Below are 16550 nucleotides of genomic sequence, written 5' to 3'. Positions count from 1 at the left end.
ACATGGGTTGGGATCGCCAAAAACCGTTTATAACAAAAAAGCCCTCGCCACCCTCGCTGGGACGTTGGTTATTAGTTGGAATTTTATCCATTATTGTGGGGATTTTATTGTTCTCACTGCATGCTGCCGGCAGGCTTATCGGGTTACAAACTATCAATATTTGGGTGGCCTCCGCGGTGCCTATTATCGGTTGGGGGCTGGCATTCTGTGTCAGGGGCTATATGTATGGTCGGGACCTCAGTCACTACACTTTTTTACAAGATGAAGCGCAACAGGCGCAACAAGAGTGGCAGACGTGGGCTGAGCGTTATATGGCCGTGTTGGCGAGTTGTGTTCTGTTACCTGACGTTATCACTGTCTCGTATCTGGCGAATAACCCAACAGATGTAGAGTTTCAACGCGGGCTTGTTCGCCGTATTGACTATCTCCCCCAAGACAACGGGACTGAGTATCAGGCTATCACTGCCTTGCTCGTTAGCATCCAGCAAGCCCTTAATTCATTACCTCCTGATATTGAACTGCGTGCGACTCTCTTGACTGACAGTGATCCGGCAGAATACGAACAACTGCGAGCTGTCTGGGATCAATGCTGGGCTAAGACTATCCCCACCCGCTTCGCGCTTATAACGTTGACCCTGTCTGCCGAGATGCCATACAGCAAGATAGAGGATGGCATAAAGAATGCCGTCACTGGTGCAGAACTGATCCTGGTGTTGCAACTACAAGGTGATGAGAGGTACTCCGACGGGCTGGCTGTATTCTTGCTCACGACCGATGACATGGCACAAAAACACCAATTACCGATACAAGGGCGCCTGCTTCGCCCGATGCAACTGAATATTGAACAGGTAGAAAGCGAGTTTACCTTGTTTATGGAAACCCAGTCTATGGCCTGCCGGGCGGGCGGTATATTGGGGGATAGCACTGTATTGATGTCATTGACCCCGAAAATAATTCCTGTTGGCCGCCGATTGGGGGCCAATTTCAGCGCGGAAAGTGTATTGATACAAGAATCATTAACCGGTATTCCGGGGCCATTCTCTGCCTGGTTAGTAGCGGCGTTTGGGTTGGATTTTGCTTATTACTACGGCGTGCCTTATGTCGTGTTTTCATTTGGCCCCGAATGCGGGGTAGTCAGTACGGTTTCTCCAGGAGTTTGCAATGAAGATGTTGAGTAATCCGTGGCGGCAGGGCAGTGGCGCGGTATTAGCCGTCGTGGTGTTGGCCACTGTTGGTTGGTTAATATGGCAATATGGCGACACCGTCGGGTTGGATAACGAATATAAAAAACTGTTCGCTTTCCTATTGGTGATGTTGATAACGGTACTGGCCCGCCTATCCCCAGCGATCTCCGGTTACATTAAGCGGCGGCAACATCGAGATAATGGGCGCGACCACGGCATTTATCCTAACGGGGAATCACGTCTGGCCCCGGCATCTCCCGGCAGTACCAAGGTCAGTGAACTGCGACAGATTCTCCGGGGTCGCTATGGTTTCTTCTGGCCTCGCAAAGTGCGCATCCTTCTACTTACCGGCAGCGCAGCTGAGGTGGAACAGCTCACCCCTGGCCTGACGTCGCAATACTGGCAGGAAGACAGTGGTACTGTGCTGTTGTGGGGGGGGGATCTGGGGGCGCAGGCCGATAGTGCGTGGTTGGGTTCCCTGCGTAAATTGCGTGGACGCCCGCTGGATGGCATCGTCTGGGTAACCTCAGCCTTAGCCCAACGCACTACGTTTGCTCGGAACGAATCTAAAACAACACTTACTGCTGATATGATGGACAGCGTGGCGCAGGCGTTTGCTTCACGTTATGAACTTCTCGGTTGGCGGTTGCCGCTGTATGTTTGGTCACTGCATGCCGATGACGTGGTCGACCGCATCACGCAATCTATCGGCTGTTTGCTGCCCGCAGGCTGTAAACCTGATGAACTGAGTGCACAGCTTGCTGGGCTGATGCCGTCCCTGATTGAGCAGGGCACGCAACAGATTAGCAGCAACACCCAGCACCCATTTTTGTTGCAACTAGCCGATCAATTATCACGTCAGCCGGACTCTGTCGCAGGCCCCCTTGCGACGTTGCTGAATCCCTATCGTCCCTCACCGCTGGCGGGGATTATCTTCAGTCCGGCATCCGTCGATGCAAAGCGCAGCGTGAAACAACACTGGGGTAAGGATAACCGCTGGGACGTGTTGATCGATTCACTACCATTATTGCCCACTGGTTTGGCGGCGAAAAAGTTGGGGTTCGCCTGGCGTAAAACACTGGGGATGGCGCTGGCTGGCATCATGGTGTTGTGGGGCGTGGGCATGGCGATATCATTCCTGATCAACCGAGACACCCTCAATACCGCTGAATCTCAGGTGAAACAAGCTGCTAACGTGCAGCAGCCCCTTCCGGCACGTCTTCAGGCGCTGCTGGAATTACAGCACACACTGGACCGGCTTCAATACCGTCAGCAGCAAGGTGCCCCTTGGTACAGCCGGTTTGGTTTGAGTCAGAATGAATCGCTGCTGGCGGTACTCTGGCCGCACTATCAGGCCAGTGCCACGCCCTTACTGCGTGATGCTGCTGCCCGTCACCTTGAAGAACAACTTAATACCATGGCGCAGCTGCCCCCCGACTCTCCGTTGCGTGACACGTTGGTGAAACCCGCTTATGACCAGTTAAAACTTTATCTGATGCTGGCGCGTCCGGAGAAAATGGATGCAGCATGGTTTAGTACCACGCTGCTTCACGACTGGCCACAGCGCAGTGGCGTGCCAGATAGTCTCTGGCAGGGTAGCGGGCCGGCTCTGCTGGGCTTTTATGCTCGTAATTTTTCCCTGCATCCGGTTTGGCGTCTGAAGCTGGATGATAGTCTGGTCAGTCAAGTGCGTTCCCGGCTGATCAGTCAGATGGGTGCCCGTAACAGCGAATCTTCGCTCTACCAAAAGATGATGGTGCAGGTCGCGCACCAGTATGCTGATTTGCGCTTGTCTGATATGACTGGGGATACCGATGCTGAGCGGATCTTTGCTACCGACGCCGTCGTGCCGGGGATGTTCACTCGCAAAGCCTGGGAGGACGCAGTAAAACCAGCAATTGAAAAAGTGGTTAGCGAGCGTCGGGAAGAGATGGACTGGGTGCTGAGTGACAGTAAAAATGCCGTGCTACAGCAGGATTCCCCTGAAGCCCTGCAGACACGCCTGAAGGAGCGCTATTTTGCCGACTTCTCTACCAGTTGGCTTGATTTTCTCAATAGCCTGCACTGGCAGCCAGCACAGACGTTATCGGACTCTATCGACCAGCTCACCCTAATGGCTGATGTACGTCAGTCCCCTCTGGTGGCGCTAATGAACACCCTGAGCATACAGGGAAAAACGGGGCAGACTGGTGAGGCGTTGTCGGACTCGCTGGTGAAATCGGCCAAAAATCTGTTAAACCGCGATGAGCAACCTGCTATTGATCAGCAAGCCGGTGCCCAAGGGCCGCTGGATGCTACTTTCGGGCCAGTACTGGCGCTGATGGATGGTAAGTCTGGCGGGCAGGGCAACACTAACCTTAGTCTACAAACCTTCCTAACACGAGTTACTCAGGTACGTCTTAAGCTCCAGCAGGTGGTGAATGCCGCCGACCCTCAGGCTATGACACAAACTCTGGCGCAGACAGTTTTTCAGGGCAAGGCGGTCGATCTGACTGAAACCCGTGATTACGGCAGCCTGGTAGCCGCCAGTCTCGGTCAGGAATGGAGTGGATTTGGCCAGACGGTGTTTGTTCAGCCGATGGAACAAGCGTGGCAGCAAGTATTAACCCCCGCCGCCCAGAGCCTGAATGCCCAGTGGCAGGCATCTATTGTCGATGACTGGAACAGTACCTTTGGCGGACGCTATCCCTTAAAAGATACCAGCAGCGAAGTGTCACTCCCATTGCTGGCACGTTACCTTAACAGCGACAGTGGCCGTATCACCCGCTTCCTGCAAACCCGGCTGAACGGTGTGCTGCACAAAGAAGGCAGCCATTGGGTACCGGACAGCATCAATGCGCAGGGGTTGACGTTCAACCCGGTATTCTTAAAAGCCGTGGACCAGTTAAGTTACCTGTCTGACGTCGTGTTTGCCGACGGTGAAGCGGGAATGCGCTTTGAGCTGCGCCCGGGTACTGCCAAAGACGTGATGCAGACTGATCTGGTTATAGATAGTCAGAAACTAAGCTATTACAACCAGTTACCTGTCTGGAAGCGTTTTATCTGGCCCCATGATACTGAAGCGCCGGGAGCCAGCCTGAGTTGGATAAGTACTCAGGCTGGTACCCGCCAGTTTGCCGATCACCCCGGTGCGTGGGGATGGATCCGGTTACTGGAGAAGGCGCAGGTGACACCGTATCAGGGAGTGAATAGCAGTTTTAATCTCAGCTGGAAAGCGCCTGATGGCCGGCCGCTGAACTACACCCTACGGACTGAAGCTGGAGAAGGGCCGCTGGCCTTACTGAAACTGCGTAACTTTGTTTTACCGACGCAAATATTTAGTGTGGATACCACCGGCGGCGCGCACAAACCGGATTCGGCAATTGGAGAAGAGTACTGATGGCCACCTTGATCACCTTACTCAACGCCTGCCATGCTGAACAGCAGGCGATTGCGCAGCAGGTCCAACAGCAGATTTTGCTCTGGGAGAAATGGCTGGTCCCCATAGCAGCGGATACACCGGTAGGTGACGATCCCGGTTATGACGATGACTTCCAGCAGATGCGTGAAGAGGTTAACAAACTGTCCGGCGCAGACACCGGCCTGATCTGTGCACTGGCGGAAAAACTGCTGACGGGAGCATGTAAGGATGTGCGTGTTGCAACTTACTATATCTGGGCGCGACTGCACATTGATGGCGAAAGCGGACTGGCGGATGGTCTGGCCCTGCTGGCTGGATTGGTCCAACGTTTTGGTGATGAACTGCATCCGCAACGTAGTAACAGCCGCAAACTGGCACTGGAATGGCTGGCGGGTAACCGGATGCTGGACAGCCTGTCACTCTATCCAGAAGTCGCGAAGGCTGATTTTGAGCGCATTGTGGGCGCGCTGGCGCTAATGGAAGAAAGTGTTGTTGGCTGGGATGAGTCCACCCGCCCTCAGTTCGCTAGCCTTTATGCGGCATTGGAAAATCGGCTGATGCAGTCTGGCGGCCCTGATGCCGTCATTCCACAAAACAGCAGTCCCTCCCGTCACGCTGCACCTGATGCTCCAGCCTTGAAAGCCGTCACCTCCGGGCGTGATTTACTCGATCAGGCAAAACTGTTGGCGGGCTTCTTGCGTAACCAGCCGAACGGCTGGCTATCGGGTCATCATCTGATGAACAGTATTCGTTTAGATACGCTACATGAATTGCCGCCGCTAGCTTCTGATGGGTGTACCCGTCTGGCTCCTCCAAAGCCGGAAAACCGTGCACTTCTGAAGCGGCTTTATCTGCAACAAAGTTGGCTGGAACTGTTGGAGCAAACTGACATCCTGTTCGCACAAGGCGTCAATCATCTGTGGCTGGATCTTAAGTGGTATACCCATCAGGCACTGATGAAAACGGGTGCACACCATGAACGTTGGGCTGACATTATTAAGCAGGATCTTAATGGGCTACTGACCCGCCTGCCGGGGCTTGAAGGACTGGCGTTCAATGATGGTACACCGTTCGCCGACGAAGTGACGTTGCACTGGATAAACCAGCATGTCATGGCAGCAGACAGTTGGGAGAGTGAACCTGCTGTCTCCGCCAGCACGGCGGGCGACGACGATATCTTACAACTGGAGCCGGAGGCGTTGGCACAAGCCGACAGCGAAGGTGTGGAAGCGGCGCTGAACTGGTTGCAAAACCGACCCGGCATCCGGACATCCCGCCATCAGTGGCTAATCCGCTTGCTGATGGCACGGGTGGCCGAGCAGTACGGCAAAAACGATATGGCACTGTATTTGCTGGGTGAACTGGAGGGGAACGCAACCCAGATGACACTCACCCAATGGGAGCCGGAATTATTGTTTGAAGTGAAAGCCCGCCGCCTGAAATTGCTGCGCATGAAAGCCAGCCGGACAGAGTCGGACAAGTCACGGTTGCATAGCGAGATGGAAAACCTCCTCGCCGGATTAGTGGCCCTCGACCCGGTAAGGGCTGCGGTGCTGTGTGGTTAATCGATAACTCTATCCTGATAAAAAAGAAAACGATGAAAGACCTTACCCTGCGTTATTACGACGCCGAAATGCGCTATCTGCGCGATGCAGCTAAAGAGTTTGCCCAAACTCACCCTGATCGGGCGGCCATGTTAGATCTGGATAAGCCTGGTACGCCTGACCCTTACGTGGAACGCCTGTTTGAGGGTTTTGCCTTCTCGATGGGGCGATTGCGAGAAAAGATTGATGACGACTTGCCAGAGTTTACCGAAGGGTTAGTGAGCATGCTGTGGCCGCATTATCTTCGTACCATTCCTTCGCTTTCTATTGTCTCGCTGACCCCGGAGGTTTCGGCGATGAAAATAGCCGAAACTGTGCCTGCTGGGATGGAGGTTTACTCTCGCCCAATCGGACCGAAAAATACCGTCTGCCAGTACCGAACCACCCGCGAGATGGTACTCAATCCACTTGCCGTCTCAAGCGTGGTGATGGCGGCAGAACCGGATGGCCGCTCGGTACTGCGTCTGCGATTAGCATGCAGCCCTCAGGCTGACTGGTCACAGGTGGATTTACGTCGTCTGTGCTTTTATCTGGCGGGAGAAGCGGCGGTTAGCAGTGCATTACACCTGGCGCTGACCCGGCGTCAGGCTGCACTTTATTTGCGTCTGCCCAATCAGGCTGACCGAATAAAACTGGATGGCTGGTTTTCACCCGGCGGCTTTGCCGACGAAGACCTGCTGTGGCCCAAAGGCGACAGTGCATTCAGCGGCTATCAGCTGTTATTGGAATACTTTACCTTCCGCGAGAAGTTTATGTTCGTGCATCTGAACGGGCTGGGAACCGTGACGCTGCCGACGGGTATTACTTGGTTTGATATCGAAGTGGTGCTTGACGGTCAGTGGCAAAGTGATCTGCCGGTTAGAGATGATGCACTTCATCTGCATTGTGTGCCGGTGGTTAATCTGTTCTCGCTGGAAGCCGACCCGCTGACCATCAATGGGCTGGAAAGTGAGTATATGCTGCGCCCACGTCGCTTGCAGGATGGGCATACCGAGATTTACTCAGTGGACTCGGTGACTGGCTCGCAGCGGACATCCGATGCTACTTATGTCCCTTTTACCAGTTTTCGCCATCGCGGCGGGATGCAGAGACGGCATGCGCCGGAACGCTATTTCCACACTCGGGTGAAACGAGGTGTGACTGGGCTACACGATACCTGGTTGATCCTCGGGGGTCAGCAGTGGGAAGCGGACCGGCAGTTCACCCGCGAGACGGTGTCGCTGAAAATTACCGGCACCAATGGTCAACTACCTCGCAAAGCGTTACAGAGCACGTTGTTGGACCGCTGCGAAGCGGTGTTACAAACGCCGCTGAAAGTGCGCAACCTCTGCAAGCCTACGTTGCCGTCTTACCCGCCGGCGGAAGACCATTTCCAGTGGCGGGTATTGAGCCATCTGGGTTCAAGTTACCTTAACCTGATGAGCAGCGCGCAGGTGCTGCGTGGGACACTAGAACTGTATAACTGGCAGGGGGATGAACTGAATAATCGCCGTCTTGATGCCATTCAACAGGTGCAGCACCATCAGACTCAGCGTTTTGAAAAGGGCTTTCTGCTGCGAGGTATCGACATTGAAGTGACACTGGATGGCAACGGTTTTACCGGTGAAGGTGACATTCATCTGTTTGGGGAAATGCTCAACCGCTTCTTTGCGCTTTATGCTGACATTCATTTATTCAATCAGCTCACCCTTATCGTTCAGCCTGCCGGGAAATGTATCCGATGGAAAGAGAATCACAATCAGCGTCTGCCCGGCTAATCGAACAACTGTGGGATAAACTACCCTATACCCAGTTTTATCGCTTCTGTCAGTTACTGGAACAAAGTCAGCCTGATGTTCCTCCGCTGGGCAGCCACTGGCAGGTGAGGCACGATCCGGTTCGTTTTCGCCCTCATCCGGGAATGGGTTTTCCGGCCAGTGAATTTAAACGGGTGGAGATCCCCGAGCATGCACATCTCCCACCGACCATTCGCACCACTTTTATGGGACTGTATGGTGTGGAGTCGCCGCTGCCTACCGCGTATATCGATGATATTACCCAGCGCAGGGAAGGGTATGAGGCGGTCAGTGACTTTCTCGATATTTTCAATCACCGACTTATCACTCAGTACTACCGTATCTGGCGTAAGTACTCTTATCCCGCCAGTTTTTCTCCTGGCGGCACGGATAAAACCTCTCAGTACCTGCTGAGTCTCTGTGGCCTGGGTATTGATGGGTGCGCACAGAATATCGCCACGCCGGTGTCTCGCTTTCTGGCCCTAACCGGCATGATGCGCCTACCCACGCGCACCAGCGAAGGCATTATTGCGCTGGTTCAGTTGCTGGCACCGGAGACAAATGCTCACGTGATAGCCCATGACCGCTGCCGTATTCCCTTGCCTAATCCACTGACCATGAGCGCACGGCGTCCCGTTAGCATGAGTAGCAGCCCCGTAATGGGCAGTCATGCGGTAGATGTTAACAGTCAGGTATTGCTGAAATTGAAGACGGATAATCCCGATGAAGCTAGAGCGTGGCTACCTGGAGGGCAGTTACACACGGACTTTCTGGCGTTATTGCAGGTATATCTGGGGTCGCGACTGCATGTGCGTTTGCAGTTGTCTGTCTTACGCGCGCTGTTGCCTGATGCTCAACTCTCCTGTCAGCCGAAAAGCACGGGGATCCTGTTAGGCAGAACCGCTGTGATGCGGACACAGCGCAGTGCTTTAACGACACAGACCCACCCCGAAATAATCACAATTAATCTAGGCCGCTATCAGCGTGTCCAGGAAAATTTTCACCGAAGGGAAACTGATGAATATGGCGATTATCGCTGGTAAAACACGTTTTGCATTACTGATGCTGGTGATGATATCTACCCTGAGTGGGTGTGGACTGACCCAGAAAGTGAGTGACGGCACTGTTGCCATGACAAAATCCATTTTTTATAAGCAGGTGAAAACACTACATCTGGATATACAGGCACGGGATGCGGTAAACAACAATGCGACAGGGGTTCCTTTAGCTACGGTGGTGCGCATCTATCAGCTACAGGATCGCAAAACGTTTGATGGTACCGATTATCCCTCCCTATTTGCCGAGGACAGTCAGGCGATAAAAGCGGATCTGATTGCTGAAAAAGATATCCGTATTCGCCCGGGCGCTGCGGTAACTATCGATATGCCAATGGACGAAAAAGCGGAATATGTGGCGATCGCAGGTATGTTTCTGGCACCCGATATTGTTAATAACACGTGGCGGTTGGTGTTGAGCCGTGACGACCTCGACCCCGATAAGGCCCGCCAGATTGAACTGAACAATCATGGGATGGCACTGTTACCTTTGAAGGATAAGTAATATGTCCCAGCCTTCTCTCTATGAAATGCTGTTCGGCAACGTTGCTGGTGGTCTCGAACTCCATCAGATGAACGAAGCCGATCAAGGAGTTCTGTCGGTACTCGATAATATGCAGCGTATCCTTAACTGCCGCGCTGGTACGCTCAGCCATCTACCAGACTACGGTCTGCCGGACATGAGCAAAATCTTGCAGGGAATGCCCGGCACAGCACACTCACTGTTGACCACGCTCTCTGCCACCTTGCTGAAATATGAACCTCGGCTGAAAAGCCTCAATGTAGTGCTCTTGCCGCAATCCACGCCGGGGTACCTGGAATATGGGATTGATGCCGAGCTGAAAGAGTTCGGGCTGGTACACTTTGGCACGGCATTTATGCCAGAGGGTAGGGTGTTGATTCGTCATCTTAAACAACAAAATTATCTCAATCCGGGTGAGTCGTTTTAACGCCTATTCAGGGAAGACATACACATGATATCGAATACCGAGCGCACGGTTAAAACCGGCGGAGATCCCCGCCATTTTGCTGAATTTAGCGCCTTACGTGACGAAATTGGCAAGTTGCATCATCCGGCTCGCCCGGATGTTGATTGGGGTAGGGTTGAGCAACTGTGTTTGGCGTTGTTTCGCCAGAACGGGGTTGAATTGCAGACCACGGTTGATTTTACACTGGCCCGGACGCACATTGCCGGTCTTGCTGGGCTATGTGAAGGGCTGGAATTGCTGGCGGGGTTAGTCTCCCATCAGTGGACTGCATTGTGGCCACCGCAAACACATGCCCGGGTTGAGTTGTTGGCATGGCTAAGTAGCCGGTTGCAGCAAGTTTGGCGGACAATGACACCGTGCTACGGTGATTTGGCGCTGATTTATCGGGCAGAACGCGCTCTGGAACAACTATGTACCCAGTTGCAAACGCTGGAGCTTAAACACCTGAGTAAACTGGACGGTGTTCGTCTGATGTTACATAACGCTGCATTGCGTTTGGAAAGTGCTGAGGCAGCCTCTGATACCTCTGACCGATTGAGCATACCCACGCGGCATGCCGGTATATCAGCCCCAGAATCTCACCCCGAACCGACATTCACGTCGTCGGCCGTCAGTGAACCATTGGTCTATATCGTCAACGAACCGACACCGGCACGTGTTCAGGTAGAATTGTCGCCACCTTCGCCGCCCCCTCCTCGTTGGAAAGCGAGTCATGGTTTTGTTGCCGGCTTATCGTTGATGGCAGTTCTGGTCGCCGGTGGTTTCTTTATCTGGCAATCAGTATCATCTCATCCGTTACAGGAGGCGTTGCTGGCCAGTACCGCACCTTTACCTGCATCTCTGCCTACCAAATCAATGGATGAATTGAAAACACATACTTCGGATACAGCATTGGCTGCTTTGGCTGAACCTGTATTACAGGGCACGGGTTCACTGTTAGAGCAACTAACCCGGCTGCCACCATTGTGGGCACAGGTGCAAGGTGATGGATTGTTGTCACAGGCGCAACAACTTTGGCCGGCCAGTCAAGAGGTCAAGCGGCTGAATGCTTGGTGGCAACAACAGCGAGAAGCTGCCGCCGCCCCCGTGGCTGAGTTGGAACAATTTGCACTGGCGCAAGAACGTTTACGTCAACTTGCTGAACGTCTGAATGGGCTGGATGAGAAGAAAGGGCGCTATATGACGGTTTCTGAGCTGAAATCGGTGGTTTTTTCCATTCAGCAACCGCTAGAAAAAACATTACCGCTGGAAGAACTGCTGCGTCAGTATCAAGCTCAATCTACTTCAGGACAAACACCACCTTCGGCTCTACGCCAACAGATAGATAGCCGGTTCACGCAATTACTGAGCCGGTATGCGTTGCTGGTCCAGTCTGCGGATACGAAGCCAGTAACACACTAACCTCTTACACGGTTGCCAGATTAGAAAGACTAAGGATTTATTACCAGTACCGAGAAGGGCGGAATAGGGCAGAACGTAAGGAAGCCCACAATGAATGATATAGGAGTCATCGAACTGCATGGGTAATTGATGAATTACATTTTGTGGGAAACAAGCGTTTTGCAGATAAGTAATGGAGTTCGATGGAACTCCATTGACTTGAATTTGGCTCCTCTGACTGGACTCGAACCAGTGACATACGGATTAACAGTCCGCCGTTCTACCGACTGAACTACAGAGGAATCGTGTGAACGAGGCGAATAATAGCGGGGGTGGTGGAGTTTGTCAAAGTAGAAAAACACCAAAAATGTGCGTTTGCTGAGAGAATGAGCTTATTGGCTTGTTTTTCAGCAAACTTGTCTATTTTTGTACACCTTTCCTCTATTGTGTTACCGCGTCACTTTTACTAACTGACTGTTTTTGACCTGATTACCCGCATCATCAAAGTAAATATAGTCCAGTGTTAGCTCACCGTTGAGTGAAGTGGGTTGATGTTCAAACTGATATTGGCGTTCAGCAAAAGGGGAGACCATCATGTCCATCTCTTGCGCGATAGTATAGCTTTGTTGTTGATTTTTTTGTCTATTATGCAATTGCATTTGGCCGAACGAAACATGGTAGGGGGTGGGGTTTTTGGCGATGAGAATGTATTTTTTATCTTGTTCGCGTAGGGAAAAACTGACTTTCTTCATCGCCTCCTCTGGTGTTAGCGTGAGGCCATGCGGGCGATAGAAAATTTTCATTTGGGTGTTCATCGCCATGGCCACTTGAGCATGAGCTTCCGTGTCGTGCCGCGATTTTGGCGGGATTTCATACAAGTTTAGCCAATAAACTGACTCTCTGTCGGTGGGAAGATTGTCCCCTTTGTTGATGATTCGCAACCCCTGAGCCGCACCTGGTTGCATCTTGAAGACCGCGGGCAGCACCATAAAAGGGGCTTTAGCTTGGTCAGGCGTGCTATCTACATCGCCATCATCAATCCAGGTTTGTACTACCACCGGATAATCATTGGTATTGGCCAGCATCAGTGTGCGTTCACGCGATTCGGGCAGATAAATTATGCGGGTTGCCCCAGCGACTAGACCGGCGGTAGCGTGTTGATGAACAGTGAATATCAGTAAGAATAGGCAAAAGTATCTCATTGTATTTTCACCAAAACATATGCAGTGGCATCAACTTTTCCGGCTGTAGGCGTACCATTAGGCAGTTTTTTTAATGTAGCGGTGAAGTTGTGTGAATAGTTGTTGAAGCCGGTGGCATTGCTACCATTGGCGTTAGCGCCGGTAAGAACCGGATACCAACCAGCACTGGCAGTGGAGATGCAATCTTTAACACATCCGCCCCAACCCACGAAATTCATCATAGCTCCGCTGCTGTCACTCAGGCTGATCCCAACGCCAGTGGCAATACGGCTGTCAGTGCCATAGTTGTCAGAAAGTAGATAACTCACCCCTCCAGCCGAATTGACTAGCCCTAATCCTTGCGCCTTCAAATATCCCGGTAGTGAGGTTTGGATCCCGAGAGCGGTTTGTCCACTGTTAACGCCCGATTCCGTGCCGGCCTGGCATTCAATATCGACAGTAATGTCGGCACTGCGTGTTTGGTTATCGTTCAGTTCATTCACCGTGATGATGGGGAAAACCACATAAGGCGTCACATTGCGTACTACACAGGTATTTTTGCGTGTCAGAATTGACACGGGTGATGTATTCATCCCAAACGCCATATAGCGTCCTGTTCCCCATGTCTGATAATTGGTTGCCGAATCATAGCCGGCCTCAGGTACGGGCATGCCCGGGCCTTTGAAAACAACATAACCATTAGGCTGATTGCAGGTATAGCTACCGGAATAGTTATCTGCCGCAGGCCCAGAACATCCCCAACTGGCAGGGCCGGGAGTACGATCGACTGAACCCACTTTTTTTAACTCTGCGCGGATTTGGCTGAAATGCTTACCTTTAACCTGAATCTTATTGCCGACGATATCGTATTTACGCAAGGGGACTTGCTGCCAAATGCGAGTGAATTCGATGCCTGAGTCAACGTGAATCAGCTTCAGCGCGGTATAAGGGAAAAACGTTTGAAAATAGTTATCCCCCATATTGGTGTAGCCGCCCACATTGCTATCACCATTAGTGGCAAAAACCTCGAATAAGCTGTCTTTATCGGCCACATCACATTCATAGATAACGGCTTCAGGGTCTGACCAGAAACGAGCAGGAACCAAACTCACGATACTGGAGGCAAGAATGGAATCAACAGGCTGAATGTAATTGCTGGTTAGATTGATATTGCCTAGCTGCAATGACGCGCCATAATTATCACCACCGATATTGGCCCCTTTCCAGACACATTGCGCATAACCGGGTAGCGACACACTGAGCAACCCGAGGGATAACAATAAACGTATCCTTCGCCAAAATAGGGGTTTGTGTCGATATAGGGTTGCAGCGTGGGGTGTCATAGCGTTCATACTGTTTCTCTGATTCAATGGGGGAAGACACACAAGGCATCAAGTTTATACAACTGTTTATCGTTATCGGGCTGACCTAAATCGTAATCCAATTGGCAGCGTTCATTGGCCGCATCCCCCCAGACCAGAATGAGCGTGCCGCGCGGTTTTTCAGCCCGTAAATACGCCTGACTGGCTTGTCCAACCAGACCGACTTCTTGGTGTGGGGCGTCATCATCGTTATCGGTTTTGCTTGCTGCGTTGTAAACCACCGCCCCCATCGGCAGTTGACTGCCATCGGCCAATTTGACGGTAATTAATAGCGGATATCCGCTGAGGGTTCGGAAGGCCACTTTTACGGCAGAACCGGCATAAGGGGCGATTTGTCGCTCACCGTCCTGAAGCTCGGTATTGAAATCCATGCCATCGGGATCAAGAGTAATCGTGTTATAGCGATAGGGGGTCAGGGTAGGGACCAAGGCGTAGCCAAAGCGGTCAATTTTCGCCCCTTGCCCATACATCACTTTTGCGCCACTGGCACCTTTGGCTTCTACCAGTGCGAAAGTGTCACTCAGGTATGGCCCCAACGTGACACCACCGCTGTGGAATGCCACTGCACCGCGAGCACTGGCCGAACCTTGCCAATAACCTGGACTGCGTGATGCACTGCCACTCAAGCTGGTGATGGGGAGTCGCTTTTGTAAACTCCCACTAAAGGTGTTTTCTTTGTTTTGCTCGCTGCGAGCGAAATCCATACTGTAACTTGCAGATTGGTCATCACCCATAACACCCGATAATGAGGTCTGATAGCTGGCACCGCTGGCTTTACTGTTGACGGCACCTGCAGAGATATAAGGTGCCTGTGGGCTGCCTCCCAACGGGAATGAAATAGACATCTGCACCACGGTTTCATTAATGGCGAGTAAATTTGCACCGTTTGCTGCAGGCATGCCGCTACCGGGATCGACAAAGTAGGTTTCATTGCTCCCCCCCGTTTTTTGTTGTGAAACCGCAAGGTTGAAACTGGTATTGCGCCACAGGGTGTTGGCATAGCCTAACTGCAATTGGGTATCCCGTTTGCGGGCATTGCGATAATCCTGTGAAGAGGCTGTTAAATACAGTGAGCCGTAATCATTGAAGTTCTGATTCAGGGATATCTCGGCCCGGCTGCGTTGTTGATAGGTGCCAGAGGTCCAGGCTTTGCCATTGCTGGCGGCCCTTATCCCCAAAACATCACTTAAATCACGATAACCTTCAGTTGAATAGCGGTAACCTGCCACGGATAACGTGGTGTTGGTGGCTTCAAATGTACGGCTAAATGAGGCGCGTGCCATCCAGCCGTGCTGTTCATCATCCGGTAAACGGGCATTTGAATAGGTCGCATCTAGTCCGAAAGCCCCAATATAGTGGGTGAAAACGCCACCAAGCATCATGGCCTGATAGCCAGAGGCCACACGTAGGCCACTATTGGCAGTAATGACGTTGTTAATCCCCCGCTGGTAAGTGAGTTCACTGAACACTTCATGACTACTGAGATCACGGACCTGTCCCGCGGCGAAGTTATAGCGAGAATAGCCGGGACGTAATGACTCAGGAACCGAGGAGAATGGCACTTGAAAGGTACTTATGCTGCCATCGGCTTCCTGAATCTCAACCGTCAAATCACCACCAAAATTGGTGGCAGATAAATCGGTGAACTCAAAAGGCCCCGGTGAAACCGTGCTTTGGTATATTGGCCGGTTATTTTGATATACCGTGACTTTGGCATTGGTTCTGGCAATACCTCGTACGATTGGCGCATAGCCGCGCAGTGACTCAGGTAACATGCGGTCGTCGGTTGCCAGTGTGATACCGCTAAACCCTAAGCTAGAGAAAAATTGGCCCGAGCTGAAGGTTTCACCTACGGTCACTTCACTGCCAATTGTGGGTAGAGCGCGCTGGCTATATAACCGATTAGAAGTCCAACTGGCCCCACGGATCGCGTCATAGCGTAGTGAGCCTTGTTGACGAAAGCGCCACATTCCGGCGTTGATACCGTTGTTCAGGCTAAGATAACTTGAGTTGGTTGCGCGCTTAATTCCATCTTTGTTATAGCCGACATGATATTGGTTTAGGTTGTAATTGCTAAAACCGATAGTTTCGCCAGCGGTAAGATTTCGCGGGTCAACATAGCCGCGCGGTACATTCTTAACAAACAATTGTGGGATGGAGAGATCAAAACGTAGCTTGGCGTAATCGAAGCGATAGTCACTGGCAGGTAGGATGGTTTTGAAATCAAGACAGTTATCGTCGTGATTGGCTTTTTCCAGTGCTTCTTCATTCACGCCTGCTTGCAGAAGTTGTGAAGCAGACAGGCAGGGAACTACCGCATTCTCTTTCGTGATAAACAGCAGTTCGACACGATCGACAAATTTGTTGTTCATAAAGAGATCAACGTGGTATTTACCCGCTTCATAACTGTCTTTTTTATTAAAGCGGGAGATAGAACCCAAGCCGAGTGATGAGCCGCGCAACAATGCATCCTCAAACACATATTCGTCTTGATTACTCTCCTCTGCCGCCGACACGATATGGCTGACTAATAGGCCGTGTGTCAGTAGACAGAGAAAACCGGGAGAAAATCTCACCGGCTATCCCTGCGGGCAACCACA

11 protein-coding genes and 1 tRNA gene are annotated in these 16550 nt (G+C 51.9%); 8 read left to right on the top strand and 4 right to left on the bottom strand.

Annotated elements, in window-relative coordinates:
- The first annotated feature begins 2 nt into the window (after positions 1 to 2).
- The 8 genes from ACIOG0_RS13890 to ACIOG0_RS13855 are packed head-to-tail and all read left to right on the top strand — an operon-like array spanning position 3 to position 11408.
- Positions 3 to 1178 carry a type VI secretion protein gene (locus tag ACIOG0_RS13890; protein ID WP_128451055.1) on the top strand — a complete coding sequence of 392 codons (1176 nt, stop codon included), beginning with the start codon at positions 3 to 5 and terminating at the stop codon, positions 1176 to 1178.
- Positions 1162 to 4563: an ImcF-related family protein gene (locus ACIOG0_RS13885; RefSeq protein ID WP_164908325.1), complete on the top strand. Its 3402-nt coding sequence runs from the start codon at positions 1162 to 1164 to the stop codon at positions 4561 to 4563. Before ACIOG0_RS13890 ends, ACIOG0_RS13885 begins: the two co-directional genes overlap by 17 nt.
- Positions 4563 to 6149, top strand: a complete 1587-nt coding sequence (tssA, locus tag ACIOG0_RS13880; protein WP_128451054.1) for a type VI secretion system protein TssA — start codon at positions 4563 to 4565, stop codon at positions 6147 to 6149. Before ACIOG0_RS13885 ends, tssA begins: the two co-directional genes overlap by 1 nt.
- Before the next feature lie 32 nt (positions 6150 to 6181).
- Positions 6182 to 7945 carry a type VI secretion system baseplate subunit TssF gene (gene tssF, locus ACIOG0_RS13875; protein ID WP_128451053.1) on the top strand — a complete coding sequence of 588 codons (1764 nt, stop codon included), beginning with the start codon at positions 6182 to 6184 and terminating at the stop codon, positions 7943 to 7945.
- The gene (gene tssG / locus ACIOG0_RS13870) at positions 7900 to 9006 is read left to right on the top strand and encodes a type VI secretion system baseplate subunit TssG (protein WP_164908324.1); all 1107 of its coding nucleotides are present in this window, start codon (positions 7900 to 7902) and stop codon (positions 9004 to 9006) included. Before tssF ends, tssG begins: the two co-directional genes overlap by 46 nt.
- Positions 8987 to 9523, top strand: coding sequence for a type VI secretion system lipoprotein TssJ (tssJ, locus tag ACIOG0_RS13865; protein ID WP_277749982.1), 537 nt, complete (start codon positions 8987 to 8989; stop codon positions 9521 to 9523). The genes tssG and tssJ overlap by 20 nt, the downstream gene beginning before the upstream one ends.
- Before the next feature lies 1 nt (position 9524).
- Positions 9525 to 9968 (top strand): type VI secretion system baseplate subunit TssE, encoded by a 444-nt coding sequence (gene tssE, locus ACIOG0_RS13860; RefSeq protein ID WP_404704867.1) that lies wholly within the window; start codon positions 9525 to 9527, stop codon positions 9966 to 9968.
- Between the two features lie 24 nt (positions 9969 to 9992).
- Positions 9993 to 11408: a VasL domain-containing protein gene (locus ACIOG0_RS13855; RefSeq protein WP_145582003.1), complete on the top strand. Its 1416-nt coding sequence runs from the start codon at positions 9993 to 9995 to the stop codon at positions 11406 to 11408.
- 205 nt (positions 11409 to 11613) lie between these two features.
- Here the strand turns inward: ACIOG0_RS13855 and ACIOG0_RS13850 are convergent.
- The 4 genes from ACIOG0_RS13850 to ACIOG0_RS13835 all read right to left on the bottom strand — a co-directional run bounded on the left by ACIOG0_RS13850 (position 11614) and on the right by ACIOG0_RS13835 (position 16526).
- Positions 11614 to 11689 (bottom strand) — tRNA-Asn (locus ACIOG0_RS13850).
- A 147-nt stretch (positions 11690 to 11836) separates the two neighbouring features.
- Positions 11837 to 12589: a molecular chaperone gene (locus tag ACIOG0_RS13845; protein WP_050141295.1), complete on the bottom strand. Its 753-nt coding sequence runs from the start codon at positions 12587 to 12589 to the stop codon at positions 11837 to 11839.
- Entirely contained in the window at positions 12586 to 13920 is a 1335-nt protein-coding gene (locus tag ACIOG0_RS13840; RefSeq protein ID WP_050141296.1) for a fimbrial protein, read from the bottom strand. Before ACIOG0_RS13840 ends, ACIOG0_RS13845 begins: the two co-directional genes overlap by 4 nt.
- Positions 13921 to 13934: 14 nt before the next feature.
- Complete coding sequence (locus ACIOG0_RS13835; protein ID WP_050141297.1) at positions 13935 to 16526, bottom strand: fimbria/pilus outer membrane usher protein; 2592 nt, start codon at positions 16524 to 16526, stop codon at positions 13935 to 13937.
- Positions 16527 to 16550 lie beyond the last annotated feature (24 nt).

Source organism: Yersinia vastinensis (genome assembly GCF_044905075.1).
GTDB lineage: Bacteria > Pseudomonadota > Gammaproteobacteria > Enterobacterales > Enterobacteriaceae > Yersinia > Yersinia vastinensis.
Note: the sequence above shows the minus strand (reverse complement) of the source record. Positions and strands in the feature narration are given on the sequence as shown.

What these genes read in the sequence shown, in the direction of transcription:
- ACIOG0_RS13840 (WP_050141296.1), bottom strand. Translation starts at nt 13,920, where the DNA reads ATGAACGCTATGACACCCCACGCTGCAACCCTATATCGACACAAACCC.
- ACIOG0_RS13885 (WP_164908325.1), top strand. Translation starts at nt 1,162, where the DNA reads ATGAAGATGTTGAGTAATCCGTGGCGGCAGGGCAGTGGCGCGGTATTA.
- tssG (WP_164908324.1), top strand. Translation starts at nt 7,900, where the DNA reads ATGTATCCGATGGAAAGAGAATCACAATCAGCGTCTGCCCGGCTAATC.
- ACIOG0_RS13855 (WP_145582003.1), top strand. Translation starts at nt 9,993, where the DNA reads ATGATATCGAATACCGAGCGCACGGTTAAAACCGGCGGAGATCCCCGC.
- ACIOG0_RS13845 (WP_050141295.1), bottom strand. Translation starts at nt 12,589, where the DNA reads ATGAGATACTTTTGCCTATTCTTACTGATATTCACTGTTCATCAACAC.
- tssJ (WP_277749982.1), top strand. Translation starts at nt 8,987, where the DNA reads ATGGCGATTATCGCTGGTAAAACACGTTTTGCATTACTGATGCTGGTG.
- tssE (WP_404704867.1), top strand. Translation starts at nt 9,525, where the DNA reads ATGTCCCAGCCTTCTCTCTATGAAATGCTGTTCGGCAACGTTGCTGGT.
- ACIOG0_RS13890 (WP_128451055.1), top strand. Translation starts at nt 3, where the DNA reads ATGGGTTGGGATCGCCAAAAACCGTTTATAACAAAAAAGCCCTCGCCA.
- tssA (WP_128451054.1), top strand. Translation starts at nt 4,563, where the DNA reads ATGGCCACCTTGATCACCTTACTCAACGCCTGCCATGCTGAACAGCAG.
- tssF (WP_128451053.1), top strand. Translation starts at nt 6,182, where the DNA reads ATGAAAGACCTTACCCTGCGTTATTACGACGCCGAAATGCGCTATCTG.